We start from the raw sequence: 26,392 nt of genomic DNA, 5'->3' as shown, positions 1-26,392 counted from the left end.
ATCAAAGGGCGCCCGCGGGTGCCCTTTGATTTTTTGAAAGTCAACCCATGGCAAAACCACTGCTCAGCTGCCGCCCGCGGCCGGCCGCCCCGATGATCGAGCATGGGGGCTCGGTGGCGGCGAGCTGGTGGTGCAGGCGCCTTGACCCGGACTTCTTCGCCGATGAGTGACACCATGGCGCGGCAGGGCGGGCAGTACAAGATTCCCCAGTCGGTCCTGGTGGTGATCCACACCGCCGACCTGCAGGTGCTGCTGATCCGCCGCGCCGATGCGGCCGAGGAGTTCTGGCAGTCGGTCACCGGCAGCAAGGACAGTCTGGCCGAGGACCTGGCGGCCACCGCCGCGCGCGAGGTGCGGGAGGAGACCGGCATTGACGCCGCCGCCCCCGGCTGCCGGCTGCGCGACTGGGGGCTGGAGAACGTTTACGCCATTTACCCCCAGTGGCGGCATCGCTATGCGCCCGGTGTATACCTGAACACCGAGCATGTTTTTGGCCTGTGCGTCCCGCCAGAGACGCCCGTGGTCTTGAATCCGCGCGAGCACACGTCATATGCTTGGATGGCATGGCGCGACGCGGCGGGTCGCTGCTTCTCACCATCCAATGCCGAGGCCATACTCTGGCTGCCACGCTTCGTTTGACGATGACTGCGCTACCCATAGAACTACCCGCCGAGCACTCGGGCATCCTGCGCGTTGCCACCTACAACATTCACAAGGGTGTGCAGGGGCTGGGGCCTGTGCGCCGGCTGGAGATCCACAACCTGGGCCTGGCGGTGGAGCAGCTCGATGCCGACATCGTCTGCCTGCAGGAGGTGCGCAGGCTCAACCGCAAGGAGGCCGCCTACTTCAAGCGCTGGCCGCGTGTCTCGCAGGCCGAATACCTGGCGCCCGAGGGCTATGACTCCGTCTACCGCACCAATGCCTGGACGCGCCATGGCGAGCATGGCAATGCGCTGCTGTCGCGCTGGCCCGTGATTGGCCACCAGCACGAGGACATATCCGACCACCGCTTCGAGCAGCGCGGCCTGCTGCATGTGGAGGTGGAGGTGCAGGGCCGGCGCGTGCATGCCATCGTCGTGCACCTGGGCCTGATTCCGGGCAGCCGCCTGCGCCAGGTGGTGCAGCTGCAGCGTTTCATAGAGCGCGAGGTGCCGGGCGGCGCTCCGCTGGTGGTGGCCGGCGACTTCAACGACTGGGGGCCGCAGATCAAGCGCATGCTTGCGGGCTTTGGCCTATATGAGCACGAAGACACCGCGCGCACCCTTACCTACCCGGCGCGCCTGCCCATGGTGCAGCTGGACCATGTCTACGTGCGCGGGCTCACGCCGCTCTCCCTGCAGGTGCCGCGTGGGCGCATCTGGTGGCGCATGTCGGACCACCTGCCGCTGATTGCGGAGTTCAGGCTCTGAAAGTATGGGCACCTCGGCGCGCCAGACTAAACCAGCCAAAGACCACCAGATCCAGCTGCTTGAGGGGGCGCGGGAGTTCTTCCCGGCCCTGATCGCCGACATGGATGCGGCCCTGTCCGATATCCAGTTCGAGACCTACATCTTCGACTGCACCGGCGCGAGCGCCCAGGTGGCCGAGGCGCTGATGCGCGCGGCCGAGCGCGGCGTGCGCGTGCACCTGGTGGTCGATGGCGTGGGCACGGGCCGCCTGCCCGAGCCCTGGCGCACGCGCCTGCGCAAGGCGGGCGTGCGCCTGGAGGTGTACTCGCCGCTGGGGCCGCTCGGGCTGCTGCTGCCCATGCGCTGGCGCCGCCTGCACCGCAAGCTGTGCGTGATCGATGGCTGCGTGCTGTTTTGCGGCGGCATCAATGTGCTGGACGATTTTCACGACCCCAATCATGGCGCGCTCGCGGCGCCGCGCTTTGACTTTGCCGTGCGCGCCGTGGGCAGCCTGGTACAGCAGGCCAGCGACACCATGGAGCAGCTGTGGTGGCGCATGCGCGCCGTGAGCGACGTGCGCCACCGCCGCCTGTCGCTGGCGCTGGCCGACCTGCGCGCCGCCAGTGCGGCGCGCCTGGCCGCGCGGCATGCGCAAGAGCGCCGCGGCATGCGCGCGGCGCTGCTGCTGCGCGACAACGTGCGCCACCGTACCCGCATCGAGCGCGCCTACCTGCGCGCCATCGCCCAGGCACGGCGCGAGATCATCATTGCCAACGCCTACTTCGTGCCCGGCGGCAAGCTGCGCCGTGCCCTCGTGCTGGCGGCGCGCCGCGGCGTGCGTGTGCAGCTGCTGTTGCAGGGGCGCTACGAATATTTCATGCAATACCATGCGGCGCGGCCGGTGTACGGCGCGCTGCTGGCCGCGGGCGTGGAGATCTACGAATACGAGCCCAGCTTCCTGCATGCCAAGGTGGCGGTGGTGGATGCGCAGGGCCGGCGTGCCTGGGCCACGGTGGGCTCATCCAACCTCGATCCCCTGTCGCTGCTGCTGGCGCGCGAGGCCAACGTGGTGGTGCGCGACGCGGCCTTCGCCCAGCAACTGCGCGCGCGCCTGATGCGCGCCCGGGAGGAGGGCGGCCGGCCGCTCGATCCGCACGAATACGCGGCGCGGCCCTGGCGCGAACGGGTGCTGGACCGCATGGCCTTCGGCCTCATGCGCGCGGCACTGTGGGTCACGGGCAATCGCTATTGAGCTACTATTTATATAGCTGTTTACGCTTGCCAGATAAGCGAAAAGACCATAAATCAGTCATAAAACCAGGATGGCCATTCGCTGGTACCATGCCGCCATGTCTTCAGAATCCGCAGCACCCACGAACGCCAGCGCACCCGAGGAGGGCACGCCTGTTTCCGTCAAGATCCGCGAGCGGCTGGCCGCGGCGCGCCGGCGCTTCCATGCCAACGACAACATTGCCGAGTTCATACACCCCGGTGAGCTGGAGAAACTGCTCGATGAGGTCGAGGTCAAGATGCAGGGCGTGCTTGACAGCATGGTCATCGACACCGCGGGCGACCACAACACGCGCAACACCGCGCGCCGCGTGGCCAAGATGTACCTTAACGAGGTGTTCAAGGGCCGCTATGTGCACGGCCCGGCGATCACCGAGTTCCCGAACGCCGAGCATCTGAACGAGCTGATGATCGTCGGCCCGATCACCGTGCGCAGCGCCTGCAGCCACCATTTCTGCCCGGTGATCGGCAAGATCTGGATCGGCATCCTGCCCAACGAGCACACCAACGTCATCGGCCTGTCCAAGTACGCGCGCCTGGTGGATTGGGTCATGGGCCGGCCGCAGATCCAGGAGGAAGCCGTGGTGCAGCTGGCCGACCTGATCATGGAAAAGACCCAGCCCGACGGCCTGGCCGTGGTCATGGAGGCCAGCCACTTCTGCATGTCCTGGCGCGGCGTGCGCGAGATGGACAGCAAGATGATCAACTCCGTGATGCGCGGCGTGTTCCTCACCAATTCCACGCTGCGCCGCGAGTTTTTGGCCCTTATCCCTGGAAGGAACTGATCCATGCTGGTTCGCCTGCTCTACGTCAGCCGCGCGGTGGACACCTCGCCCGCGGCCATCGAGGCCATCCTCACCCAATCGCGCCTGCACAACCCGGCCAGTGGCATCACCGGCGTGCTGTGCTATGGCGGCGGCATCTTCCTGCAGGCCATAGAGGGCGGGCGCGCGGCCGTGAGCGATCTCTACGGCCATATCCAGCGCGACGCGCGCCACAAGGACGTGGAGCTGCTGGCCTTCGAGGAAATCTGCGAGCGCCGTTTCGGCGGCTGGACCATGGGCCATGTGAACCTGGCCAAGCTCAACCACTCCATCGTGCTCAAGTATTCCGAGAAGCCCGAGTTCGACCCCTACATGACCTCGGGCAAGGTGTCGTTCGCGCTGCTCGAAGAGCTCATGGCCACGGCGAGCATCATCGGCCGGGCATGAGGTGAACACCCCCCTGAGGCGCTGCGCGCCTTCCCCCCGCTCTCGCTTCGCGGGCAGGGGGACGCCGCCAGTGCGGCGGGGCGGCCCTTGCACGGCGGCCCTGGCCTGGCGCACGCCAGTTGCATGGGTAGCGCCCTGCGCCATGGACTGCTGAGACAGATCACTTTTGAATGCCGCAGCCCGCCTTCCGGGCGCTGCGGCTGCTTGTTTTGCATGCCGCTCAACGCCTTCGCCCTGATCATCGTCGCGGGGCTGATCCACGCCGCCTGGAACATCGCCGCCAAGAAGGCCGGGGGCGACGCGCGCTTTGCCTTCTTCACCGCGGTGCTGATGATGCTGGTCTGGGCGCCGCTGGGCTGGTGGCTGGGGCGCACCGCCGTGCCGCTGTGGGGCGCGCGCGAGTGGGCCATCGTGGCCCTGAGCGGCGTGCTGCATGTGCTGTATTACGTGGTGCTGCTGCGCGGCTACCGCAAGGCCGACCTCACTGTCGTTTACCCGCTGGCACGCGGCACGGGCCCGCTGCTGTCGGCACTGGTGGCCGTGACCTTGCTGGGCGAGCGGCTGTCGGCCTTGGGTGCCCTCGGGATCGCGGGCGTGGTGGGCGGCGTGTTCCTGATTGCCGGCGGGCCCGGCCTGCTGCGCGCCGCGCACGATGCGCAGGCGCGCCGGCGCGTGAAGAAGGGGATGCTGTACGGCCTGCTCACCGGCGTGTTCATCGCCAGCTACACGGTGGTCGATGGCTACGCGGTCAAGGTCATGCTGCTGTCGCCCATTCTGGTGGACTACATGGGCAACTTCGTGCGTGTGCTGGTGCTGGCGCCCGTGGCGCTGCGCGACCGCGCCGAGCTGCGCCGCCTGTGGGCCGCGCAGTGGCGCTTTGCGCTGCTGGTGGCGGCCGTGAGCCCCGTGGCCTACGTGCTGGTGCTGTTTGCCATGCAGAGCGCGCCCCTGTCCCATGTGGCACCGGCGCGCGAGGTGTCGATGCTGTTCGCGGCACTGCTCGGCGGGCACCTGCTGGGCGAGGGCGAGCGCGCGGCGCGCCTGGCCGGGGCGCTGCTGATTGCGGTGGGCGTGGTGGCGCTGGCGCTGGGGTGACGGGCTAACCCGTCAGGGCGAGATAGGCCTTGCGCGTCTCGGGCGAGACCGAGGCCACGAGCTGGGCATGCGGCGTCTGGTGGCGCGCCAGCATGCGCGCCGAGGCCACGACCTTGGACTTGCAGAACCAGTGGCAGCTGTGCTGCATCAGCAGCAGCTCGGCCGTCATCACGAAGGCGCGCTCGCGCGGCGCCAGGCCGGCCTCGTTGCGCCAGGCGCGGGCAATGCCGCCGGCGTGTATCTCCAGCACCTCGCGCATGTCGAAGGTGGTGCCTGGGAGCAGCTGCGTCGCAAACGGCAGGCCCAGCGGCAGACGGCTCACGCGTGCCTGCTGGGCTGGAATGCGGCGAAAGTCGGCCACAAAGCGCTCGAACTGCTCAGAGAGCTGCGCCTCGCTGCTGGCCAGCAGGCCCAGCACCTGCTGGCGGCGCTCGTCGCCCTGTTCGCCCATGGCGCGCAGGTAGCCTTGCGTGAGCGTTTCCATGAGCCGTTCGATCTGGTAGGGCTGCAGCTGCTGCGCCAGCAGGGCGATGCGCCTGCGCTGCTGCTGAAGATTGAGCAGGTGGGCCGCGGTGGCGGCCAGGATCAGCACGAGAAAAAGGTCCATTGCGTAAACTGAGCGAAATCGGGCGAAAGCACCGATTGTGGCGCCACTGGCCGCGCCGGCCTCCCACTCGTTGGATGAACCATGCCTGCTATCGAAACCCTTGTTGCCTTCTTTGGTGTCTGCGTCCTGTTGGCCCTCACCCCGGGCCCGGACAACATCTTCGTGCTGCTGCAGTCGGCCCAGCGCGGCTGGCGCGCCGGCATGTGCGTGGTGCTGGGGCTGTGCCTGGGGCTGGTGGGGCACACGGCGGCCGTGGCGCTGGGGCTGGCGGCGGTGTTTGCCGCGTCGGCCATGGCGTTCACCGTGCTCAAAATTTGCGGCGCGGCCTATCTAGCCTGGCTGGCCTGGGGCGCGCTGCGCGCGCCGGCCAGCGTGCCAGAGGCGCCCCCCGGCGACGCGGCGGGGGAGCGGCGTGGCCATGGCGGCACGCTGAGCATGGTGGGGCGCGGCGTGGTGATGAACCTCACCAACCCCAAGGTGCTGGTGTTCTTCCTGGCCTTTCTGCCGCAGTTTGCCGATCCGGCGCGCGGCGCCATGGCGCAGCAGATCATGCTGCTGGGCCTGGTGTTCATGCTGGCCACCTTCCTGGTGTTTGGCGCCATTGCCTGCTTTTCGGGGGCGTTCGGCGCACTGCTGCAGCGCTCGGCGCGCGCCCAGCGGCTGCTCAACCGCGTGGCCGGCCTGGTGTTCCTGGGGCTGGCCGTGCGGCTGGCGACGGCACAGCGCTGATTCTCAATTTGATAGCTGTCAGCGCTTGCTGAATAAGCGCTGGAGCCCTATTTGACCCATATTCATGCCGCGGGCGGCCGGGGCCATGGCCGCTGCGGGCCGCGCAGCTGCTCGAAGGCATGGGCCAGTTGCAGCACGCCCAGATCGTCGAAGCGCTGCCCCGCGATCTGCAGGCCGATGGGCAGGCCGCCATCCGTGTAGCCGCAGTTGATGGATGCGGCGGGCTGCTCCGACATGTTGAACGGCACGGTGAAGGCGATGTGCTCCAGCGGTCGCAGCGGGTCGTTGGTCGGCGCGGGCAGTTCGGCGGCAAACGCAGTGATGGGCGCCACGGGCGAGAGCATGTAGTCGAACCCCGCGCAGGCGCGCACCGTGGCCACGCGCGTGGCGTGGAACTGCTGGCTGGCCTCGAACACCTGTGCGCCGTCCAGGCCTGCGGCGCTCTCGGCCCAGGCGCGGATGAAGGGCAGCACCTTGTCCCGCTGTTCGGCGGCAAGCGTGCGCAGGTCCATCAGCGAGCGCATGCGCCAGAAATGGTCCATGCCGTCGAGCATCTGGCGCGTGAGGAACGGGGCCATGGGCACGAGGGTGGCGCCGGCCTGCTCGAACAGCCGCGCCGCCGCTTCGATGGCGGCGCGCACCTCGGGCTGCACGCTCAGGCCGCAGCCGGCATCCAGCAGCAGGCCCAGGCGCAGGCCGCGCAGGTGCCCCGAGCCGGCGTCGAACCGGTCCCAGGCGATGTCCTGCGCCGGCAGGCTCATGCTGTCGCGCGTGTCGGGCTGGGACAGCACCTGCATCATCAGCGCCGCGTCCTGCACCGTGCGCGTCATGGGGCCAGCGGCGCGGCCGGTGTAGGGCGGGTCGATGGGGATGCGCCCCAGGCTGGGCTTGAGGCTGAAGATGCCGCACCAGCTCGCCGGCAGGCGCAGCGAGCCGCCGATGTCGGTGCCGACGTGCAGCGGCCCGTAGCCGGCCGCGGCGGCCGCGCCCGCGCCGGCGCTGGAGCCGCCCGGGCCCTTCGTCAGATCCCAGGGGTTGCGCGCCAGCGCGTGAAAGCTCGACAGGCCCGAGGACAGCATGCCGTAGTCGGGCATGGTGGTCTTGGCGACGAGCACGGCGCCGGCCTCGCGCAGGCGTGCTGCGGGCGGGGCGTCGGCGGCTGCGGGCACCAGGGGGGAAGCGGCCGTGCCCAGCGGCGTGGGGTCGCCCCGGGTGGCGATGTTGTCCTTGATGGTCACGGGCACGCCGTCCAGCGGCCCGCAGGGCGCGCCGCGCAGCCAGCGCGCCTCGCTCTGGCGTGCCTGGGCCAGGGCCTCATCGGGGCGCAGCAAGTACGTGGCGTGCAGGTGCGGCTCCCAGTGCGCGATATGGGCTAGCACGGCCTGCGTGGCTTCGACGGGCGAAAGGCTGCGTGCGCGGTAGCCGGCCAGCAGCTCGGCGGCGGATAGATCGTGCAGCGCGCTCATGACCAGGACAGCGCCGACAGGTCGTTGACGAAGATCGGCATGTCCTTCCACAGCCCGCGCAGGTTCTTGTGGGCCACGGTCACCCATTGCGGCTGGTACAGAAAGCCGTGCGCCGCGTCCTCGGCCAGCAGGCGCTGGGCCTCGCCCAGCAGGCGCGCGCGGTCGGCGGGGCGGGCGGCGTGCTTGATCTTCTCGTAGAGCTGGTCGAACTGCGGCGAGCGGTAGCCCCAGTAGTAGTCGGGCTTGGCGAAGTTGCCCAGGTCGAAGGGCTCGACATGCGAGATCAGCGTCAGGTCGTAGTTCTTGGCGCCGTAGGTGCCCGACAGCCACTGCGCCCATTCCACGTTCTGCAGCTTCGAAACGATGCCCACCTTGGCCAACTGCGCCGCGATGACCTCGCCGCCCTGGCGCGCGTAGGGCGCGGGCGGCAGCGTCATGGTGAGCGTCAGCGGCAGTTTCACGCCGGCCTCGGCCAGCAGGCGCTTGGCCTTCTCGGGGTCGTAGGGGTTGATGCCCGTGGTGTCCACGTAGCCGAAGGCGCCGGGCACGTAGTGGCTGCCAATCGGCACGCCCAGGCCGTCGGCCGCGCCCTGGATCACGGCCTTGCGGTCGATGGCGGCGGCGATGGCGCGGCGCACGCGCACGTCGTCCAGGGGCTTTCTGGCGTTGTTGATGGCCAGTATGGTCTTGGCGCGCGAGCCGCTCACGACCACCTGGAAGCGCGGGTTGTCCTTGAACTGCGCCATGCTGCGCGGCGTGACGCGCGCGAACGCGTCCACGTCGCCCGCCAGCAGCGCGGCCACTTGGGCGGCCGAGTCGGGGATGAAGCGGAAGCTGGCGCGGCGGATCTTGATCGCCGCCGCCTGGCGCCACTGGGGCCAGGCCGTGAGCGTGATGGAGGCGCCGCGGCTCCAGGCCGTGAGCTGGTAGGGCCCGGTGCCCACGGGCTTGGCGGCGTTGGTGTCGGCGCTCTTGGGTTCGACGATGATGGCCGTGGCCTGGCCCAGCAGGAACAGCAGGTCGGGCTCGATGTCCTTGTTCAGCAGCACCACCGTGTAGTCGTCCACCACCTGGGTCGTCAGGCTGGCGAAGAGGCGCTTGTCCTTGTTGGTGCTCTTGTCGCCGCCGGCGCGGTCGAACGAGAACTTGACGGCCGCGGCGTTGAACGGCTCGCCGTTGTGGAAGCTGAGGCCCTTGCGCAATCGGAAGGTGTAGGTCTTGAGGTCGGGCGACACCTCCCAGCTCTCGGCCAGCAGGGGCGAGACGCTGCCGTCGGGGTTGATCTTGGTCAGCGTCTCGTAGATGTTGTAGAGCGTGACCTCGGCAATCGACGAGGCGGCGCCGGCCGTCGGATCCAGGCCTGGCGGCTCCAGCGTCAGCGCCAGGGTGACGGAGTCCTTCTTGCCCTGCGCCAGCGCGTGCAGCGGCGTGGCCAGTACGGCGGTGGCCAGGGCGCCGGAGGCGAGGGCGGTGCGGCGGGTGAACATGGACGGTATCTCCTCGTTTGAATGTGTTGTCGGTGTGCCTCTTTTTTACTACAGCGCGTCGATGCGCGGCACGGATGCCACCAGGGCCTGCGTGTAGGGGTGCCGGGGGGCGCTGAACAGGTCTTCGGGCGCGCCGCGCTCCACGATGCGGCCCTGGTGCAGCACCAGCACCTCGTCGCACAGGTGCTGCACCACGGCCAGGTCGTGGCTGATGAGCAGGTAGGTGACGCCGAACTGCTCCTGCAGGTCGGCCAGCAGGTTCAGCACCTGGGCCTGCACCGACAGATCCAGCGCGCTGACCGGCTCGTCGGCGACGATCAGGCGCGGGCGCGTGATGAGTGCGCGGGCGATGGCGATGCGCTGGCGCTGGCCGCCCGAAAATTCGTGCGGGTACTTCAGCGCATCGCCCGGGCGCAGGCCCACCTGGGCCAGCACCTCGGCGGCGCGCTCGCGCAGCTCGGCCCCGGTGGCGCTGTCCAGGGCCTGCAGCGGTTCGGTGACGATGCGCTCCACCGTCTGGCGCGGATCCAGCGAGCCGTACGGATCCTGGAACACCATCTGGAAGTCGCGCCGCGCGGCGCGCAGTTCGCGCGCGGGCAGGCGGTGCAGGTCGCGGCCCAGCAGCTCCACCGTGCCGCCGCTGGGCGTGTCCAGCGCCATCACCAGCCGCGCCAGCGTGGATTTGCCCGAGCCCGATTCGCCGACCACGCCCAGGCTGCGGCCGGCCCGGATGTCGAAGCTCACGCCCTGCAGCGCCGCTACCCGCGCGCGCGGCCCCAGCAGGCGCGTGCGCGGCAGCGGGTAGTGGTGCTGCAGGTCGCGCACGCGCAGCAGCAGGGGGGCGGGGTCAAATTGGCCTCCAGCGCCCGTGGGTAAAGCGCTTGAAGCTACGGTATCGATAGTGTTCATGGCGCCTTTTTCAGCCGTATGCAGCGCGCCTCGTGATCCGCGTCCAGCGCCACGGCGGGCGGCAGTGCGGCGTGGCATGCGGGCTCGGTGAAGGGGCAGCGCCCGGCAAACGGGCAGCCCGTCGGCAGGTCGGCCAGCTCGGGCACGGTGCCGGCAATGGTGGGCAGACGCGCGCCGGCCGCGCGCGCCGTGCCCAGTTGCGGGCGCGCGGCAAACAGGCCCTGCGTGTAGGGGTGGGCGCGGGCGCCGAATACGGCGCGCGTGGGGCCCCATTCAACCGCCGTGCCGCCATACATCACGAGGGTGCGCCGCACGCTCTGCGCGATCACGCCCAGGTCGTGCGAGATCAGTATCAGCGCCATGCCGCGCTCGGCCACCAGGCCTTTGATGAGTTCCAGGATCTGGCGCTGCAGCGTCACGTCCAGCGCCGTGGTGGGCTCGTCGGCGATCAGCAGGTCGGGCCCGCAGGCCAGCGCCATGGCGATGGTGATGCGCTGGCGCTGCCCGCCCGAGAACTGGTGCGGGTAGGCGTCAAAGCGCTGCGCTGCCTGGTCTATGCCCACGCGCTCCAGCAGGGCGATGGCCTCGGCGCGCGCTTGGGCGAAGGTCAGGCCCTGGTGCAGGCGCAGCGGCTCGGCCACCTGGCGGCCTATGGTGTGCACGGGGTTCAGCGCGGTCATGGGCTCCTGGAACACCATGCCTATGCGGTTGCCGCGCAGGCGGCACAGCGCCTTGTCGCTCAAGGCCAGCAGCTCCTGGCCATCGAAACGGATGCTGCCCGCAGCCTGCGCTCCCTCGGGCAGCAGGCCCATGAGGGCCAGCGCGGTGAGGGACTTGCCGCAGCCTGATTCGCCGATCAGCCCCAGCGTCTCGCCGCGCGCCAGCGTGAAGTCCACGTCATGCACGGCGCGCACCGCGCCGCGCTGCGTCTGCAGCGTGATGGCGAGTTGCCGTACTTCGAGCAGCGGGGTGGTGGTGGCCATCATCTCTGGCGCGCCATGCGTGGGTCGAGCAGGTCGCGCAGGCCGTCGCCCAGCAGGTTCAGGCCGAGCACGGCCAGGGCGATCGCCAGGCCCGGCCACACCGCCAGCAGCGGCGCCTGGAACATGAGGGTCTGCGACTCGGCCAGCATGCGCCCCCAGGAGGGTTGGGGCGGCTGCGTGCCCAGGCCCAGGTACGAGAGCGCGGCCTCGGCCAGGATCGCCAGCGCGAACTGGATCGTGGCCTGCACGATGAGCACCGAGGCGATGTTGGGCAGCACATGCTCCAGCGTGATGCGCCACGGCCCCTTGCCGCAGGCGCGCGCGGCCAGGATGTACTCGCGCGCCCAGACTGCCTTGGCCGAGGCGCGCGTGACGCGGGCAAACGTCGGTATGTAGAAGATGCCGATGGCGATGATGGCGTTGACGATGCCGGGGCCGAACACCGCCGTGAGCATGATGGCCAGCAGCAGCGCCGGAAAGGCGAAGGTGAAGTCCGCCAGGCGCATCACGGCCTCCTCCACCCAGCCGCCGCGCGCCGCCGCCAGCAGGCCCAGCGCCGCGCCCAGCGCCAGGCCGATGCCCACGGCGATCACGCCCACCAGGATGGAGGCGCGTGCGCCCACCAGCAGCAGCGAGGCCAGGTCGCGCCCGTAGGCATCGGTGCCCAGCCAGTGTTGTGTGCTCGGAGGCTGCAGCGTGGCGTCCATGGCCATCTCGTAGGGCGGCCAGGGCGTCCATACCAGAGACAGCAGGGCAGCGGCCAGCAGCAGCGCCGTGAGCAGCGCGCCGATCACGAAGCTGCGGTGGTGCCGCGCGCGCCGCCAGAAGCCGGGCGCGGGCAGTGCCGCGGTGACGGTGGGCACGGCGCTCATGGGCTGCCCACCTTCACGCGCGGGTCTATGGCCGCGTACAGCAGATCGACGACGAAGTTCACCAGCACCACCATGGCCGCCAGCAGCATCACGCAGTTGCGCACCACGACCAGGTCGCGGTTGGCGATGGACTGGAAGATGAGCCGCCCCAGGCCCGGCAGGTAGAACACGTTTTCCACCACGATGGTGCCGGCCAGCAGGTTGGCGAACTGCAGGCCCATCACCGTGACCACGGGGATCATGGCGTTGCGCAGCACATGGCGCCACAGCGCCGCGCGGCGCGTGAGCCCCTTGGCGCGCGCGGTGCGCACAAAGTCCTCGCGCAGCACGTCGAGCACGGCAGAGCGCGTGATGCGCGCCAATATGGCGGCCTGCACCGCCGCCAGCGCCACGGCCGGCAGCAGCAGCGCCTTGAGCGCCGGCAGGACGCCGCCGCCCGCTTCCGCCGTCCATCCCGGAAAGCCCCCGGCCGAGAACCACTGCAGCTTTACCGAGAACAGCAGGATCAGCAGGATGGCGAACCAGAAGTTCGGAATGGCGATGCCCAACTGCGCCAGCCCCATCACGCCCCAGTCGCCCAGGCGGCTGTGGCGTGCGGCGGCATACACGCCGGCGGCCAGCGCCAGCACGCAGGTCAGGGCCATGGACAGCAGGGCCAGCGGAATGGTCAGGGCCAGGCGCTCGGCGATGAGATGGAGCACCGGCGCGCTGTAGGCGTGGCTGTCGCCCAGGCGGCCCGTGAGCAGGCCGGCCAGCCACTGGCCGTAGCGCACCAGGGCCGGCTGGTCCAGCCCAAGCTGCGCGGCCAGCGCGGCCACGGCCTCGGGCGCGGCGTCGGGGCCGAGCAGCACCTCGGCGGCGTTGCCTGGCAGCACCTCGAGCACCCAGAACACCACGGCCGAGGCGCCCAGCAGCGTCGCGATCAGGGTCAGCAGGCGTTGCAGAACAAACCAGGTCATGCAGACAATTTATAGCGGCAAAATGGGCTGTAACGCTCTACTGTAAAGCGCTATAAGCTATGAAAAACATAGTCATGCGGCGCCGTCCTGCAACGCAGATGGACGGGGCGGCTTGGGGCGTTGCGGCTTGGTGGTATGCACCAGTAGCGTGGCCTTGTCCATGTCGCCGGCCAGCATGGCAGGGTAGGCCTTGAGCGCATGGGCGACGCTGTCTTCGATCAGCGTGCGCTGGTCGGGCGCGGGTTTCTTCAGCACCCAGTGGATGACCTCGGACTTCACGCCGGGGTGGCCAATGCCTATGCGCAGCCGCCAATAGTCGCTGCTGCCCAGCTGGGCATGTATGTCGCGCAGCCCGTTGTGCCCCGCGTGGCTGCCGCCGCGCTTGAGTTTGGCCTGCCCGGGCGGCAGGTCCAGCTCGTCGTGCACCACGAGGATCTCCTCGGGCTGTATCTTGAAAAAGCGTGCCAGGGCGGCCACCGACTTGCCCGACAGGTTCATGAAGGTCTGCGGCTGCAGCAGCCAGACGCCGTGGCCGGCGACGGAGCTGCGCGCCACCAGGCCGTGGTAGGCGCGCTCTGGTACCAGAGTGACCTTCAGCTCGCGCGCCAGCGCGTCTATCCACCAAAAACCGGCGTTGTGGCGTGTGGCCTCGTATTCCGGCCCGGGATTGCCCAGGCCCACAAACAGTTTGATCATGGCCGTGATTATCGGCCCCGTAAAAACGCCAACGGCCCACGCAAGGGTGGGCCGTCGGGATGCAAGAGGTGCCGCCCCGGGCGAGGCGGCAGGCAAGCAGTGCTTACTTCTTGCCCTTCTTGGCGGGGGCCGCTGCAGGTGCGGCGGCGGCGACATCGGCCACCACTTCGGGCAGCTTGATGGACACCAGGGCGGGGTTCTTGTTGGAACCGCGCACCACCAGCTGCACACCGTGGGGAATCGTCAGCGACTGCAGGCCCAGGGTGGACTTGGAGGTCAGGCCGCTCAGGTCCACCTTGATGAACTCGGGCAGCTGCGAGGGCATGCACATCACGTCCACTTCGTGGATCAACGGGGTGACCGTGCAGCCTTCGGCCTTCACGGCGGGCGAGCCTTCCAGGCCTTCGTAGTGCAGCGGCACCTTCAGGTGCACGCGGGTCTTGTCGTCCACGCGCTGGAAGTCCACATGCAGCACTTGCTGCTTGAAGGGGTGGTATTGCACGTCGCGCAGCAGCACCTTGGAGACCTGGCCGTTCAGCTCCATGTCCAGAATGCTGGAGTGGAAGGCTTCCTTCTTCAGGGCATGCCACAGGGCGTTGTGATCGAGTTCGATCTGTTGGGGTTCGGCGGAACCACCATAGACGATGCCGGGGGTCTTGCCCGAAATGCGCAGACGGCGGCTCGCACCCGTACCTTGCTTGGCGCGCTCAAAAGCGACGAATTGCATAGTTAACTCCTAATGGGGCCGGCCGCGACCAGCCTGGCCCACTGTTGAAAAAGACCCCACACCCGCCGCCGGGCATGAGGTCTGCGTGACGCTCCCGGATCAGTCCGAGAACATGCTCGATACCGACTCGCCCGTGGAGATGCGCTGGATCGTCTCGGCGATCAGCGGCGCCACGGAGAGCTGGCGGATCTTGGCGCAGTCCTTGGCAGCATTGCTCAAGGGAATGGTATTGGTCACCACCACCTGGTCGAGCGCGGCACCCTGGGTAATGCGGTCAATGGCGGGGCCGGAGAAGATCGGGTGCGTGCAATACGCGTAGACCTTCTGGGCGCCGCGTTCCTTGAGCACCTCGGCGGCTTTGACCAGCGTGCCGGCGGTGTCGATCATGTCGTCCATGATCACGCAGTTGCGACCGTCGATGTCGCCGATCACATGCATGACTTCGGACACGTTCGCCTTGGGGCGGCGCTTGTCGATGATGGCCAGGTCGCAGCCCAATTGCTTGGCCAGCGCACGCGCGCGCACCACGCCACCCACGTCGGGGCTGACCACCACCAGGTTCTCGTACTTCTTCTCGTTCAGGTCGCCAAGCAGCACCGGCGAGGCGTAGATGTTGTCCACCGGAATGTCGAAGAAGCCCTGGATCTGGTCGGCGTGCAGGTCCATGGTCAGCACGCGTGCCACACCCACGGCTTGGAGCATGTTGGCCACCACCTTGGCGGAGATCGGCACGCGCGTGGAGCGCGGGCGGCGGTCCTGGCGCGCATAGCCGAAGTAGGGGATCACGGCCGTGATGCGCTCTGCCGACGCGCGCTTGAGCGCATCGACCATGATCAACAGTTCCATCAGGTTCTCGTTGGTCGGCGCGCAGGTGGGCTGCACCACGAATACGTCGCGGGCGCGCACGCTTTGTTTGATTTCGACAGTGACTTCACCGTCAGAGAAGCGTCCTACATCGATGGCGCCCAGGTTGGTGCCGAGATGCTGGACGATTTCGGCAGCCAGGCCGGAATTGGCATTGCCCGTGAATACCAAGAAATCGGGGGAATTGGTTTGCATGAGTGACTCAGCAGTCTGAATTGAGATCCCGCGCGGGCAATGGGTCTTGGCAGGGGAGGAAGGATTCGAACCCTCGCATGCCGGAATCAAAATCCGGTGCCTTAACCAACTTGGCTACTCCCCTACGCAGGTTGACTGCCGCTTGGCAATCAGCCTTTTATCTCTCCATCCGAAGCCCAATCCAGCAGCGGATGAAGCTTCAAATTATCGCACATTTTTACCTGCCATGTTGCTGGTGCATCATGCAGATCAACTGCGTGCATTGCTTGCGCAAACACCGCGCTGCCCGAGCCGGTCATCCGCCCTTGTAAGCCCTTGGATGCAAGCCATGTGATGGCCTGGTCTATTTCTGGGCACAAGGTCTGTGCGATCGGCTGCAGGTCATTGCCACCAAATTGGTAGGGTGCTGCAGCAAAGCCTTGGATTGTAGCATTGCCTGAATCGCGTTTCAGCAAAGGATGCGAAAAAATGGCTTTCGTATCCAGTCCCGCTTCGGGCTTGACCACTGCAAAACTTGCGCTTGGCAGTCGCTGCTCCAACTCAAGGGGCCGGATTATGTCACCAATCCCCTCCACCCAAGCATTTCTGCCGCATAAAAAAAATGGCACGTCGGCGCCAAGGGTCAGGCCTATGGCCTGCAAGCGTGTGCGCGGCAGGCGCAGGCCCCACAGCCGGTTCAGGGCCAGCAACGTGCTGGCCGCGTCGGAGGAGCCGCCGCCCAGCCCGGCCTGAGCGGGCACGCGCTTGTGCACGCCGATGTGTGCGCCCAGGCGGCAGCCGGTGGCAGCCTGCAGCGCGCGTGCCGCACGCAGCACCAGGTCGTTCGCGGGCAGGGGTTGCGTCAGGTCCTCGCGCGTGATGGCGCCATCGGCGCGCAACTCGAAATGCAGGGTGTCGCTCCAGTCGATCAGCATGAACACTGACTGCAGCAGGTGGTAGCCATCGGGCCGGCGGCCCGTGACATGCAAAAACAGGTTCAGCTTGGCCGGTGCCGGCACGTCGTACAGGGTTTGCATGCGGGTTCAAAGACTCAGGATGACGCGCAGCACCGTGTGCGGCGCGGGCGTGTGGCGCGTGGCCGTGAGGCGGCCCTTGTCCAGTGCGCTCAGGTCCGCCTGCCAGCCCGTGGCCTGAACCTGCTCGCCCTTGAGCCAGCCAAAGAGTGCGTCAATTGGCAGGGCGCTGCCCGTCAACTCGTGTACCAGCGTTTGCAGCGATATGGATTGCCTGGTCTCGCTGCCATTGTTCAGCACGGCGCGCCCTGGGGACCATTGCAGCTCGGCGATCACGTTGCCCAGGGGGTTAAACAGGGTCAGCGCGCCCATTGCCGGGCTGCCCTTGAGTTCAAAGCCGGCGCTGAACGACTGCGCGCTGCCGTCTTCGACCTGCACGGCAAGCCGCCCGCTCCAGTGGTCCGTGGCCCCGCTGGCGGGGCGGGGTGGTTGGGCGCAGCCTGCAAGCAGCGCGACCGAGAGCGCCGCAAGTACCAGGCGGCCGCGCCTGGGGCGAGCGCGGGAGGGGGGGGGCGGCCGTGTCAAGGGCGCGCTCCCAAGCGCTTGAGCGTGTCTTGGAGCGTCGAGTTGTCCTTGTGGATGCGCAGACCCTCGCGCCAGATGGACAGTGCGCGCTCGCGCTGGCCCAGGCTCCACAAAACCTCGCCCAAGTGGGCTGCGATTTCCGCATCCTGCAGTGTCTTGAATGCGCGCTCCAGAATGGACAGCGCCTCCTTGCGGTTGCCCAGGCGGAATTCGACCCAGCCGAGGCTGTCGGTGATGAAGGGGTCTTCGGGTGCCAGTTCCAGGGCCTTGGTGATCAGCGCCTTGGCCTCTTGCAGGCGCACGCCGCGGTCGGCCAGCGAAAACCCCAGGGCATTGAGCGCATGGTGATGATCCGGCTTGCGCGCGATGATGCTGCGCAGCAGGCGCTCCATATCCTCGGTGCGGCCGGCCTTCTCGGCCAGCATGGCCTGGTCGTACACCAGGTCGTTGTCTTGCGGCGCCAGTGCCGCCACCTTGGCCTGCAGCTCATAGGCCTGCTGGTATTGGCCGACTTCGCGCAGCAGCTGCACCTCGGCCTGGAGCTTGAGGCGCTCGTCGTCCGGGCCTGTGGCCGGCGTGGCGCGGATCAGGGCGCGTGCCTCTGCCAGCCGGCCCTGGCGCGCCAGCAGCGAGGCGCGCCGGCTTTGGACGGATAGCAATTCGGCGGCGTCATCAATGCGTTCCAGCCAGGCTTGGGCCTGCGCCAGGTTGCCGCGCTTTTCGGCAATCCGCGCCTGCATCAGATAGGCCTGCGTCAAGGCATGCTTGTGTTGCTCGCCGGCCGGCAGGCTGTCTTGCAGCTCGACGAAGCGTTGCAGGGCAGCCTCGGCTTCATCCAGCTGGTTGGCCTGCAGTTGCAGCGTTGCCTGGATCAACCATGCCTGGGCCTGGTCCGGGTGCTCGCTGGTGACGGCCTGTACCTGCGCCCGCGCATCGGTCAGGCGCTGTGCATTGATCAGCAGGCGCGCATAGGCCATGCGCACCTCCGGCAGGGGCTTGCCGGCCAGATAGCGTGTCAGCAGGGGCTCGGCCTGTATGACGCCGCCCTCCATTAGCTGTAGCGCCAGCATGGCAGCGCCGTCGTCGCGGGAATCCTGCGCCATGGCGTTGCTTACGGCCTCCAGCGTGCGCGCCTTGTCGTCTGCCGCAAGGTACATGCGCCCTATGGTGGTCCAGGCCGTGGGTGCTACGGCCGGGTGGTTGAGCTCGCCATCGAGGGCTTGGCGCACTACGCGTGCGGCCAGGGCCTTGTCGCTTGCGCGCGCATACAGCAGGGGGAGTGTCCGTATCGTGGAAATCTTGTCCCGCGTAGGGGAGCTGGCCAGCTCCTGGCGCAAGGGCGCGGCGCTGTCGGCGATGCGGTTGAGCGCCACCAGGATGCGCAGCAGGTAGCGATTGGCGTCACGCGACTGCGGCAGCGCCTGCTGCCAGGCGCGTGCGGCCGCCAGTGCGGATTCGCCGGAGCGCGCCTGCAGCGCGATGTCGGTGGCGCGGCGATACAGCTGTGCGTCGCCGCTGCGGCGGGCCGCATCCAGTATCAGGTTGTAGCCCGTGCCCGGGTCGCCCGCGCTGGTCGTCATTTCACCCAGCAGCAGCTCGTAGAACAGCTCGGCATTGAGTGCGGCATTGGCATCGCTGTCCTCGGCTTCGACCGAGGATTCGGCCGGCGCTGCTGGCTCGCTGGTTTGGGCCTGGGCTGGCCATGCGGCGGCTGCAATCACATAGACCAAGGCCGCCCGCCAAAAACGCTGAGATAGCTCCATCGGCTCATAATAATCCATGGTATTGAGACTTCTAGACACACATCGCCATGCCTGAGCTGCCCGAGGTGGAGGTTACGCGGCGCAGCTTTGCCGATGCCATTGCCGGCGCGACGATACGCACCGTGGTGCTTGGCAAGCCCCTGCGCTGGCCCTTGGGCATTGCGCCTGATGCCTTGGTGGGGCAGCGGGTGCTGGCGGTGCGCCGGCGCGGCAAGTATTTGTTGCTGGATCTGCAGGATGGATTGTTGCTGGTGCATCTGGGCATGTCGGGCAGCCTGCGCTTTGCCCAGGCATTGCCGGCGCGCGGCGTGCATGACCATTTCGACTTGGTGACCGATCGCGGCACCCTGCGCCTGCATGATCCGCGCCGTTTCGGTGCCGTGGTATGGGCGTCAGGCGAGGACGATGCGCGGGCGCGCAAGCTGCTCGCGGGGCTGGGGGTGGAGCCCCTGGGCGAGGGCTTTGGCTTTGCCGCATTTCATGCGGGCCTGCGTGCCAGCCGCATGCCCATCAAGCAGTTGCTGCTGGCAGGCAAGCTGGTCGTGGGCGTGGGCAACATCTATGCGTCCGAGGTGCTTTTCCTGGCGCGCATACGGCCCACGGTGCGCGCCAGCCGCATAGGCGAGCAGCGCGCGCGGCGCCTGCATGGCGCGATCCGCGAGGTGCTGGCGCGTGCCGTGCAGCAGGGTGGCAGCACCCTGCGGGACTTTTCCAGTGCCGATGGCAGCGCCGGGCATTTTCAATTGCAGGCCAATGTCTACGGCCGTGACGGCCTGCCATGCAGGCTGTGCGGCACCAGCGTGCAGCTGCTGCGCCAGGGGCAGCGCAGCAGCTATTTCTGCCCGCATTGCCAGCGGCCTTGAGCGGCGTGCCGGGGGGCATGGCGGCGGCGGGCGGCGCGGACGGGGGGTGCTATATTGCACCTTCCCGCCCCTACGGGCGCGCGCGCATGGACGCATTGACATTTTGGGAGCGACGTGGGGCCCTCACCCTCATTCAACCAGCGGTTTGACCAGCATGGCGTCTGGCGGCGGGCGTTTGCGTACCGGCTTGAGCGGCTGGGCCAGTGGATGGGGGCGCATGACCTCATGGACGCGGTCGTCCTGGAGCGCCTGCAGCGCCTTGAGGAGCAGGTGCGCAGCGACAAGGTGACCGTGGCGTTCGTGGCGGAATTTTCGCGCGGCAAGTCCGAGCTCATCAACGCCATCTTCTTTGCCGGCTATGGGCGGCGCATCATGCCGGCAAGTGCCGGGCGCACCACCATGTGCCCTACCGAGCTGGGTTTTGAGAGCGGCATGGAACCCAGCCTGCGCCTGCTGCCCATAGAGACGCGCCTGCAAGCGCTCGGGGTGGCAGAGTGGCGGCTCAGGCCAGGCGGCTGGACCAAGCTGGCGCTGAACACCGACGATCCCGAGCAGATGGCAAAGGCACTCGAAAAAGTGTCCGAAATGCGCAGCGTCTGCGTGGACGAGGCGCGCGCGCTGGGCTTCTGGAGCGAAGCAGCGGATGCCGACAATCCCCTGCCGGACGCCGCTGGCATGGTGCAGGTGCCCATGTGGCGCCACGCCATCATCAATCTGCCGCATCCGCTGCTCAAGCAGGGACTGGTGATTCTGGATACGCCGGGCCTGAATGCCGTGGGCGCCGAGCCCGAGCTGACCATCAACCTGATACCGCAGGCACATGCCGTGGTTTTCATCCTGGGGGCGGACACGGGCGTGACGCGCTCGGATCTGTCGATCTGGCGCGACCACCTGGGCGCGGCCGAGGATGCGGCCGATGCGCGCCTGGTGGTGCTCAACAAGATCGATACGCTGTGGGACGCGCTGAACTCGCCCGCGCAGGTGCAGGCGCAGATCGAGCGCCAACGCCATACCTCGGCCGAGATGCTGGGCGTGCCGCTCGGTCATGTGGTGGCGGTATCGGCGCAAAAGGGTTTGCTGGCCAAGATCCATTGCGATGACCAGCTGCTGCAGGCCAGCGGCCTGCCGCAGCTGGAGGTCGCCCTGGGCAGGGGCATCATGAGCCGGCGCCAGGACATCTTGCGGGCGACCGTGGCAAGCGCTGTGGCCAGCCTGCAAAACGAGACGCGGCGCGTGATCAACATCCGTCGCCGCGACCTGGATGAGCAGATGCTGGAGCTGCGCAGTCTGCGCGGCAAGAACATGTCCGTGATCGAGGCCATGCGTGCGCGCATTGAGATCGAGCAGCAGGAATTCGAGGCCAGCGCAGCCAAGATCCAGGCCGTGCGGGCCGTGCACCTGAAGATGCTGCGCGTGCTGTTTCAGCGGCTCGGGCCGCGTGGACTCAGGGCGCATCTGGAGGAGCTGAGCGCGGCCCTGGAGCCTGCGGGGGTCAAGTTGGGCGTGCGCAAGGTGTATGGCGAGACCTTTGATCGTGTGCGCGCCGCCATGGAGGCGGCCCAGGCCTCGGGTGTCGAGATGCAGGCCATGCTGGGCGGAACTTTCCGTCAGCTCAATTCTGATTTCGGCTTCTCGCTACAGGTGCCGCCCGCGCCGCCGCTGGGCGCCTACGCGCAGGACATCACGGCCATAGAGCAGCGCCATCTGCAGTATGTGGCCGTAGCCAACACCTTGCGCCTGGCGCAGAGGGAGCATGCACAGCGCCTGCTGCGCGCCCTGGACCTGCGACTGCGCACGGTGTTCGAGGCCGTGGCGAATGAGCTGGAGCTGTGGAGCAAGACGGTCATGGGGCAGCTCGACGCGCAGCTGCGCGAGCGCCAGCGCAGTTTTGCGCGGCGCATGGAGGCCGTGAAGCGCATTCAGCAGGCGACCAGCGGCCTGCTGGAGCGCATCGCGGAGGTTGAAGCGGCCGAGCGCAACCTGGCCGAGTTGGAGCAGCGCCTGCTCGAGCTGACGGCGGAGCTTGTGCAGCCACCGGCCGCCGACGATGGCGCCCCTGTCGGGGACATGGCTCAGGCCGTAGCCCAGCCCTTGACGCCGTTGGCAACGGCATGAGCTCGGCGCCCCCGCAGATCGCCGCGCAGGTGGTGCGCTGGCAGGCCGGACATGGCCGCAACCAGCTGCCCTGGCAGAACACGCGCGATGCCTATCGCGTGTGGCTGTCCGAAATCATGCTGCAGCAGACCCAGGTGGCCACGGTGCTGGACTATTACGCGCGCTTCCTGGCGCGCTTTCCCGACGTGCGGCAGCTGGCCGCGGCACCACAGGACGAGGTGCTGGCCCAGTGGAGCGGCCTGGGCTACTACAGCCGTGCGCGCAACCTGCACCGCTGCGCGCAGATCGTGGTGCGCGAGCATGGCGGCGAGTTTCCGCGTACCGTGGATGAGCTGGCGGCCCTGCCGGGCATTGGCCGTTCCACGGCCGGCGCCATCGCCGCGTTCTGCTTTGGCGTGCGCGCCCCCATCCTGGATGCCAATGTGCGGCGCGTGCTCACGCGCGTGCTGGGCTTTGGCGCGGACCTGGCGCAGGCGCGCAACGAGCGCGAGCTGTGGAGCCTGGCCGACGCCATGCTGCCCCACGACGACCTGGACGTCGCCATGCCGCGCTATACCCAGGGGCTGATGGATCTGGGCGCCGGCATCTGCCTGCCCAGGAACCCGAGCTGCATGCTGTGCCCGCTGCAACAGGCCTGCGTGGCGCGGCGCGATGGCAATGCGCAGGACTACCCGGTGCGCACGCGTCGGCTCAAGCGCAGTGCCCAGGCCTGGTGGCTGCTGCTGTGCCGGGATGACGCCGGCCGTCTGTGGCTGGAGCGGCGCCCGCCTGCGGGCATCTGGGCCGGGTTGTACTGTCCGCCCGTCCATGCCAGCAGGCACGACCTGGAGGCCACCCTGGCGCCAGAGTCCATGCGCGGCGCGCAAGACCTGCCGGCCTTTACCCATGTGCTCACGCACCGCGACCTGCACCTGCACCCGGTGCTGGCGCGGGGCCAGGTGCTTGCGCCGGACGCGCAGTGCGCCGAGCCGTCGGCGGGCGGCTGGTTCACGCCGCAGCAGTGGCAGGGCCTGGGGCTGCCGGCGCCCGTGCGCAAGCTGCTGGAGGGGTTGTAGTCATGGATCTGATACGCTAAATTGATAGCTTCTGACGCTTATTATTCATGGCTTTCAGAAGTATTTAATTCTGAATTTGCCGCAAAAAAAGCGCCAGAAGCTATGAATTAGATAGTGAATGGCGTCTTGCCATCAGACGCCATTGAGCTCGCGATGGCGGCGCAGCGTGCTCCAGCGGTCGGCAAAGTGCGCGCCGAGCTGCTCCACCAGATACACCGAACGGTGTTGCCCGCCCGTGCAACCTATGGCCACGGTGACATAGCTGCGGTGGTTTTGCGCCAGCGCGTCCAGCCAATGCTCCAGAAACTGGCTGATGTGCGAGAGCATCAGCGCCACCTCGGGTTGCTCGCGCAGGTATTCGGCTACCGGCGCATCCCTGCCGGTGAGCGCGCGCAGCGCGGGCTCGTAGTGCGGATTGGGCAGCATGCGCACGTCAAAGACATAGTCCGAGTCGAATGGCACGCCGTGCTTGAAGGCGAAAGATTCGAACACCAGGGTGAGCTGACCGGGCTTGACGGACAGCAGCTCCTTCACGTAGCTCAGCAGCTGGGCGGGGCGCAGTACGCTGGTGTCTATGACATAGGACTGCTCGCGCAGCTCGGCCAGCAGCTGGCGCTCCAGCTCAATGGTCTGCACCAGGGCGCGCCGGCCTTCGAGCAGCTTGTCCTGGGACAGTGGATGGCGCCGGCGCGTCTCGGAAAAGCGCCGCACCAGGGTGCCGGTAGTCGCGTCCAGAAACAGCGAACGCACCTGAACCCCTTCTTCGCGCAGGCGCTTGAGCTGCTGCGGCACCAGGGGCAGGGCGGTGGCGCTGCGTACGTCCATGGCCACGGCGACGCGCTGGCCGTGGTGCGCATGCTCCAGCGCCACGAAGGATGCCAGCAGCTCCGGCGGCAGGTTGTCCACGCAGTAGTAGCCAGAATCCTCCAGCGCGCGCAGCGCCAGGGACTTGCCCGAGCCGGACATGCCGGTGATGACGACGACTTCCAGTGTCATGGTTCAGCCTGCTGTGGTGGGCGTGCGCGCGCCATCCAGCATCTCTCGCGCATGCGCCAGGGTGGTGGGGGAGAGGCGCTCGCCGCCGAGCATGCGGGCGACCTCCGCGACGCGTTCCTGGGCGTCGGCGGCGGCCACCGTGCTGTTCGTGCCTTCGGCGCGCCTGTGCTTGGAGACAACCAGGTGGTGGTCCGCGCAGGCCGCCACCTGGGGCAGGTGGGTGACTGCCAGCACCTGCCGCGCACGCCCAAGCTGCTGCATCAGGCGCCCCACGGTTTCGGCCACGGCGCCGCCCACACCCGAGTCCACCTCGTCGAAGATCAGCGTGGGCGCCGCGCCCAGCTCGCTGGTGGTGACCGAGATCGCCAGCGCGATGCGCGACAGCTCGCCGCCCGAGGCCACCTTGCCGACGGGGCGCGGGGTCATGCCCGGGTGGCTGGCGACCAGGAAGACCACCTGGTCCACGCCGTGCGGTCCGGGCTCTGCCGCCTTGTCCACCTGCACCTCGAAGCGCCCGCCCGTCATGCCCAGGCCCTGCATGGCCTGGGTGATGGCCTGCGCCAGTCGCGGCGCGGCCTTGGCGCGTTTTTGCGACAGGGCGCGCGCGGCCTTGTGGTAGGCTGCGGCCTGGGCCTGCTCGGCTGCTTCGAGCGCGTCCAGGTCGGCCGCGTCGTCCAGGCGGCGCAGCGCCTCCTTCCAGCCCTCCAGCAGCGCGGGTAGCTCCGCCGGCGTGCGCTTGAACCGGCGTGCCTGCTGCATCCATTGCGATAGGCGGGCATCGAGCCGCTCCAGCAGCTCGGGGTCGGGCTCGGCGTGGCGCAGATAGCCCTGCAGCGAATGCGCCACGTCCCCCGCCTGGGCGATGCACGCGGCCAGCACCTCGTTCATGGCGCGGAAAGACTCGTCCACATGTTCGTAGTCCTGCAGCAGGTGCTGGGCCTGGGCCAGCGCGCTCAGGGCGCCACCCGCGTCATCGCCCTGCAGTGCGCCCAGGGCGCCCTGTGCGTTGTCCAGCAGCGCCTGGGCGTTGGACAGGCGCGCGTGTCGGGTGTTGAGCTCGTCCCATTCGCCCTCGCGTGGGGCGAGCTTGTCCACCTCCGCGATCTGCCACTGCAGGCGCTCGCGCTCCTGCTGCAGCGTGTCCTGCGCGGTGCGGGCCTGGACCAGGGCCTTCTGCGCGTCGCGCCAGGCCGCCCACAGCGCGGTCAGCGGCTGTGCCTGTACGCCGGCATAGGCGTCGAGCAGGCCGCGCACGGCCTCGGGCCGCGTCAGGCTTTGCCAGGCATGCTGGCCGTGGATGTCCAGCAGCTGCTCGCCCAGGGTGCGCATCTGCGCCGCCGTGGCCGCAATGCCGTTGATCCAGGCGCGGCTCTTGCCCTGTATATCGATGGTGCGGCGCAGCAGCAGGGTGTCATCACCGGGAAAGCCGGCTTCATGAAGCCAGGCGGCAAGCGCGTGCGCGCCGGCATCGAACTCGGCGCAGAGATCGGTGCGCTGCGCGCCTTCGCGGATCACGCCGGTGTCGGCGCGTGCGCCCAGCAGCAGCTGCAGCGCGTCTATCAGTATGGACTTGCCCGCGCCGGTCTCGCCGGTCAGCACCGTGAAGCCGGCGTGCAGGTCCAGGTCCAGCGCCTGCACGATGACAAAGTCGCGCAGCGCGATGCGTCGCAGGGCCATGCTCAGGACCCTCCCTCGTTCCAGCGCAGCTTCTTGCGCAGGGTGGAAAAATAGCTCCAGCCACGCGGGTGCAAAAAGCACACGCGATGGGCCGAGCGCCGCACCACGACGCGGTCGCCGTGTTGCAGCGAGGCCAGTGACTGCATGTCGAAGTTGGCGCTGATGTCGCGCCCGCCCGCGATCTCGATGGCGATTTCAGAGGCATCGGGCAGCACGATGGGCCGGTTGGACAGCATGTGCGGCGCGATGGGCACCAGCACCCAGCCCGGAATCGACGGGTGCAGCATGGGACCTCCCGCCGACAGCGCATAGGCCGTGGAGCCGGTGGGTGAGGCGACGATCAGGCCGTCGGCGCGCTGGTTGGAGACGAACACGCCATCCACCTCCACGCGCAGCTCCACCATGCCGGAGGTGGAGCCGCGGTTGACCACCACGTCGTTGAGCGCCAGGGCCTCGAACACACAGGTGTCGCCGCGCATCACGCGCGCCTGCATCAGCGGCCGCACGTCTTCCTCGTATTCGCCATGCAGTATGGCCGTGAGGGCGGCTTCGTAGCCCTGTAGCGGAATATCGGTGATGAAGCCCAGCCGCCCCTGGTTGATGCCCACCAGCGGCGTGCCGTAGCCGGCCAGCCTGCGACCCACGCCGAGCATGGTGCCATCGCCGCCCACGACCAAACACAGGTCGCAATGCCCGCCAATGCCATCCACGTCCAGGGTGTGATAGCCGTCCAGTCCCATGCTGGCGGCCGTTTCTGCCTCCAGCGTGGGCTCGCAGCCCTGCCGGATGATGAACTGGACAATCCCCTCAATGATCTGCTGCGCACTGGCGGGGGCCGCACCGGCAACGGGCTCCCGGTACTTGCCTATGACTGCGATGCGGCGGAAGATGGGCTTCATGCGGAAAT

27 protein-coding genes and 1 tRNA gene are annotated in these 26,392 nt (G+C 68.2%); 11 read left to right on the top strand and 17 right to left on the bottom strand.

Annotated features, from left to right (window positions below):
* The first annotated feature begins 47 nt into the window (after positions 1–47).
* From P7644_RS16140 to P7644_RS16110, 7 genes are all read left to right on the top strand, one after another.
* On the top strand, positions 48–170 hold the full coding sequence (locus P7644_RS16140) for a hypothetical protein (RefSeq protein ID WP_404300261.1): 123 nt from the start codon (positions 48–50) through the stop codon (positions 168–170).
* A gap of 4 nt (positions 171–174) precedes the next feature.
* Positions 175–639: a dihydroneopterin triphosphate diphosphatase gene (gene nudB, locus P7644_RS16135; protein ID WP_404303230.1), complete on the top strand. Its 465-nt coding sequence runs from the start codon at positions 175–177 to the stop codon at positions 637–639.
* Positions 640–641: 2 nt separating this feature from the next.
* Positions 642–1,409 carry an endonuclease/exonuclease/phosphatase family protein gene (locus P7644_RS16130; protein WP_404300260.1) on the top strand — a complete coding sequence of 256 codons (768 nt, stop codon included), beginning with the start codon at positions 642–644 and terminating at the stop codon, positions 1,407–1,409.
* 4 nt (positions 1,410–1,413) lie between these two features.
* On the top strand, positions 1,414–2,640 hold the full coding sequence (gene clsB / locus P7644_RS16125) for a cardiolipin synthase ClsB (protein ID WP_404300259.1): 1,227 nt from the start codon (positions 1,414–1,416) through the stop codon (positions 2,638–2,640).
* A 97-nt stretch (positions 2,641–2,737) separates the two neighbouring features.
* A complete protein-coding gene (gene folE / locus P7644_RS16120) occupies positions 2,738–3,463 on the top strand; it encodes a GTP cyclohydrolase I (RefSeq protein WP_404300258.1) in 726 nt (241 codons plus the stop codon).
* A 3-nt stretch (positions 3,464–3,466) separates the two neighbouring features.
* A complete protein-coding gene (locus tag P7644_RS16115) occupies positions 3,467–3,889 on the top strand; it encodes a BLUF domain-containing protein (RefSeq protein WP_404300257.1) in 423 nt (140 codons plus the stop codon).
* Between the two features lie 213 nt (positions 3,890–4,102).
* Positions 4,103–4,984 carry an EamA family transporter gene (locus tag P7644_RS16110; protein WP_404300256.1) on the top strand — a complete coding sequence of 294 codons (882 nt, stop codon included), beginning with the start codon at positions 4,103–4,105 and terminating at the stop codon, positions 4,982–4,984.
* 4 nt (positions 4,985–4,988) lie between these two features.
* Here the strand turns inward: P7644_RS16110 and P7644_RS16105 are convergent, their stop codons facing one another.
* Positions 4,989–5,591 carry a hypothetical protein gene (locus tag P7644_RS16105; protein WP_404300255.1) on the bottom strand — a complete coding sequence of 201 codons (603 nt, stop codon included), beginning with the start codon at positions 5,589–5,591 and terminating at the stop codon, positions 4,989–4,991.
* An 81-nt stretch (positions 5,592–5,672) separates the two neighbouring features.
* Here P7644_RS16105 and P7644_RS16100 point away from each other — a divergent pair, with 81 nt between their 5' ends.
* Complete coding sequence (locus P7644_RS16100; protein ID WP_404300254.1) at positions 5,673–6,320, top strand: LysE family translocator; 648 nt, start codon at positions 5,673–5,675, stop codon at positions 6,318–6,320.
* A gap of 62 nt (positions 6,321–6,382) precedes the next feature.
* On the opposite strand, the gene P7644_RS16095 is transcribed toward P7644_RS16100, so the two are convergent.
* From P7644_RS16095 to P7644_RS16035, 13 genes are all read right to left on the bottom strand, one after another.
* Positions 6,383–7,786: an amidase gene (locus P7644_RS16095; RefSeq protein ID WP_404300253.1), complete on the bottom strand. Its 1,404-nt coding sequence runs from the start codon at positions 7,784–7,786 to the stop codon at positions 6,383–6,385.
* Positions 7,783–9,273 carry an ABC transporter substrate-binding protein gene (locus P7644_RS16090; protein ID WP_404300252.1) on the bottom strand — a complete coding sequence of 497 codons (1,491 nt, stop codon included), beginning with the start codon at positions 9,271–9,273 and terminating at the stop codon, positions 7,783–7,785. The genes P7644_RS16095 and P7644_RS16090 overlap by 4 nt, the downstream gene beginning before the upstream one ends.
* Before the next feature lie 48 nt (positions 9,274–9,321).
* Positions 9,322–10,182 (bottom strand): ATP-binding cassette domain-containing protein, encoded by an 861-nt coding sequence (locus P7644_RS16085; RefSeq protein ID WP_404300251.1) that lies wholly within the window; start codon positions 10,180–10,182, stop codon positions 9,322–9,324.
* Positions 10,179–11,165, bottom strand: a complete 987-nt coding sequence (locus P7644_RS16080; protein ID WP_404300250.1) for an ABC transporter ATP-binding protein — start codon at positions 11,163–11,165, stop codon at positions 10,179–10,181. The genes P7644_RS16085 and P7644_RS16080 overlap by 4 nt, the downstream gene beginning before the upstream one ends.
* On the bottom strand, positions 11,165–12,037 hold the full coding sequence (locus tag P7644_RS16075; protein WP_404300249.1) for an ABC transporter permease: 873 nt from the start codon (positions 12,035–12,037) through the stop codon (positions 11,165–11,167). Before P7644_RS16075 ends, P7644_RS16080 begins: the two co-directional genes overlap by 1 nt.
* Positions 12,034–12,996, bottom strand: a complete 963-nt coding sequence (locus P7644_RS16070) for an ABC transporter permease (RefSeq protein WP_404300248.1) — start codon at positions 12,994–12,996, stop codon at positions 12,034–12,036. Before P7644_RS16070 ends, P7644_RS16075 begins: the two co-directional genes overlap by 4 nt.
* Before the next feature lie 72 nt (positions 12,997–13,068).
* On the bottom strand, positions 13,069–13,692 hold the full coding sequence (pth, locus tag P7644_RS16065) for an aminoacyl-tRNA hydrolase (protein WP_404300247.1): 624 nt from the start codon (positions 13,690–13,692) through the stop codon (positions 13,069–13,071).
* A 103-nt stretch (positions 13,693–13,795) separates the two neighbouring features.
* Positions 13,796–14,419, bottom strand: coding sequence for a 50S ribosomal protein L25/general stress protein Ctc (locus tag P7644_RS16060; RefSeq protein WP_404300246.1), 624 nt, complete (start codon positions 14,417–14,419; stop codon positions 13,796–13,798).
* Between the two features lie 99 nt (positions 14,420–14,518).
* The gene (locus tag P7644_RS16055; protein WP_404300245.1) at positions 14,519–15,478 is read right to left on the bottom strand and encodes a ribose-phosphate pyrophosphokinase; all 960 of its coding nucleotides are present in this window, start codon (positions 15,476–15,478) and stop codon (positions 14,519–14,521) included.
* Positions 15,479–15,525: 47 nt separating this feature from the next.
* Positions 15,526–15,602, bottom strand: a tRNA-Gln gene (locus P7644_RS16050).
* A gap of 25 nt (positions 15,603–15,627) precedes the next feature.
* Positions 15,628–16,494: a 4-(cytidine 5'-diphospho)-2-C-methyl-D-erythritol kinase gene (gene ispE, locus P7644_RS16045; RefSeq protein ID WP_404300244.1), complete on the bottom strand. Its 867-nt coding sequence runs from the start codon at positions 16,492–16,494 to the stop codon at positions 15,628–15,630.
* A gap of 6 nt (positions 16,495–16,500) precedes the next feature.
* Positions 16,501–17,016 carry a lipoprotein insertase outer membrane protein LolB gene (locus tag P7644_RS16040; RefSeq protein ID WP_404300243.1) on the bottom strand — a complete coding sequence of 172 codons (516 nt, stop codon included), beginning with the start codon at positions 17,014–17,016 and terminating at the stop codon, positions 16,501–16,503.
* Positions 17,013–18,797 (bottom strand): tetratricopeptide repeat protein, encoded by a 1,785-nt coding sequence (locus P7644_RS16035; protein WP_404300242.1) that lies wholly within the window; start codon positions 18,795–18,797, stop codon positions 17,013–17,015. Before P7644_RS16035 ends, P7644_RS16040 begins: the two co-directional genes overlap by 4 nt.
* A 29-nt stretch (positions 18,798–18,826) precedes the next feature.
* On the opposite strand from P7644_RS16035, the gene mutM reads away from it, so the two are divergent.
* The 3 genes from mutM to mutY all read left to right on the top strand — a co-directional run bounded on the left by mutM (position 18,827) and on the right by mutY (position 22,812).
* Positions 18,827–19,642, top strand: coding sequence for a bifunctional DNA-formamidopyrimidine glycosylase/DNA-(apurinic or apyrimidinic site) lyase (gene mutM / locus P7644_RS16030; RefSeq protein WP_404300241.1), 816 nt, complete (start codon positions 18,827–18,829; stop codon positions 19,640–19,642).
* Positions 19,643–19,867: 225 nt separating this feature from the next.
* Complete coding sequence (locus P7644_RS16025; protein ID WP_404300240.1) at positions 19,868–21,757, top strand: dynamin family protein; 1,890 nt, start codon at positions 19,868–19,870, stop codon at positions 21,755–21,757.
* On the top strand, positions 21,754–22,812 hold the full coding sequence (gene mutY / locus P7644_RS16020; protein ID WP_404300239.1) for an A/G-specific adenine glycosylase: 1,059 nt from the start codon (positions 21,754–21,756) through the stop codon (positions 22,810–22,812). The genes P7644_RS16025 and mutY overlap by 4 nt, the downstream gene beginning before the upstream one ends.
* Before the next feature lie 132 nt (positions 22,813–22,944).
* On the opposite strand, the gene rapZ is transcribed toward mutY, so the two are convergent.
* The 3 genes from rapZ to P7644_RS16005 are packed head-to-tail and all read right to left on the bottom strand — an operon-like array spanning position 22,945 to position 26,384.
* Positions 22,945–23,808 carry an RNase adapter RapZ gene (gene rapZ / locus P7644_RS16015; protein WP_404300238.1) on the bottom strand — a complete coding sequence of 288 codons (864 nt, stop codon included), beginning with the start codon at positions 23,806–23,808 and terminating at the stop codon, positions 22,945–22,947.
* Positions 23,809–23,811: 3 nt separating this feature from the next.
* Positions 23,812–25,485 (bottom strand): DNA repair protein RecN, encoded by a 1,674-nt coding sequence (recN, locus tag P7644_RS16010; RefSeq protein ID WP_404300237.1) that lies wholly within the window; start codon positions 25,483–25,485, stop codon positions 23,812–23,814.
* Positions 25,486–25,487: 2 nt separating this feature from the next.
* On the bottom strand, positions 25,488–26,384 hold the full coding sequence (locus P7644_RS16005; protein ID WP_404300236.1) for an NAD kinase: 897 nt from the start codon (positions 26,382–26,384) through the stop codon (positions 25,488–25,490).
* Positions 26,385–26,392: the final 8 nt, after the last annotated feature.

Source organism: Alicycliphilus denitrificans (genome assembly GCF_044792555.1).
GTDB lineage: Bacteria > Pseudomonadota > Gammaproteobacteria > Burkholderiales > Burkholderiaceae_C > Alicycliphilus > Alicycliphilus denitrificans_A.
Note: the sequence above shows the minus strand (reverse complement) of the source record. Positions and strands in the feature narration are given on the sequence as shown.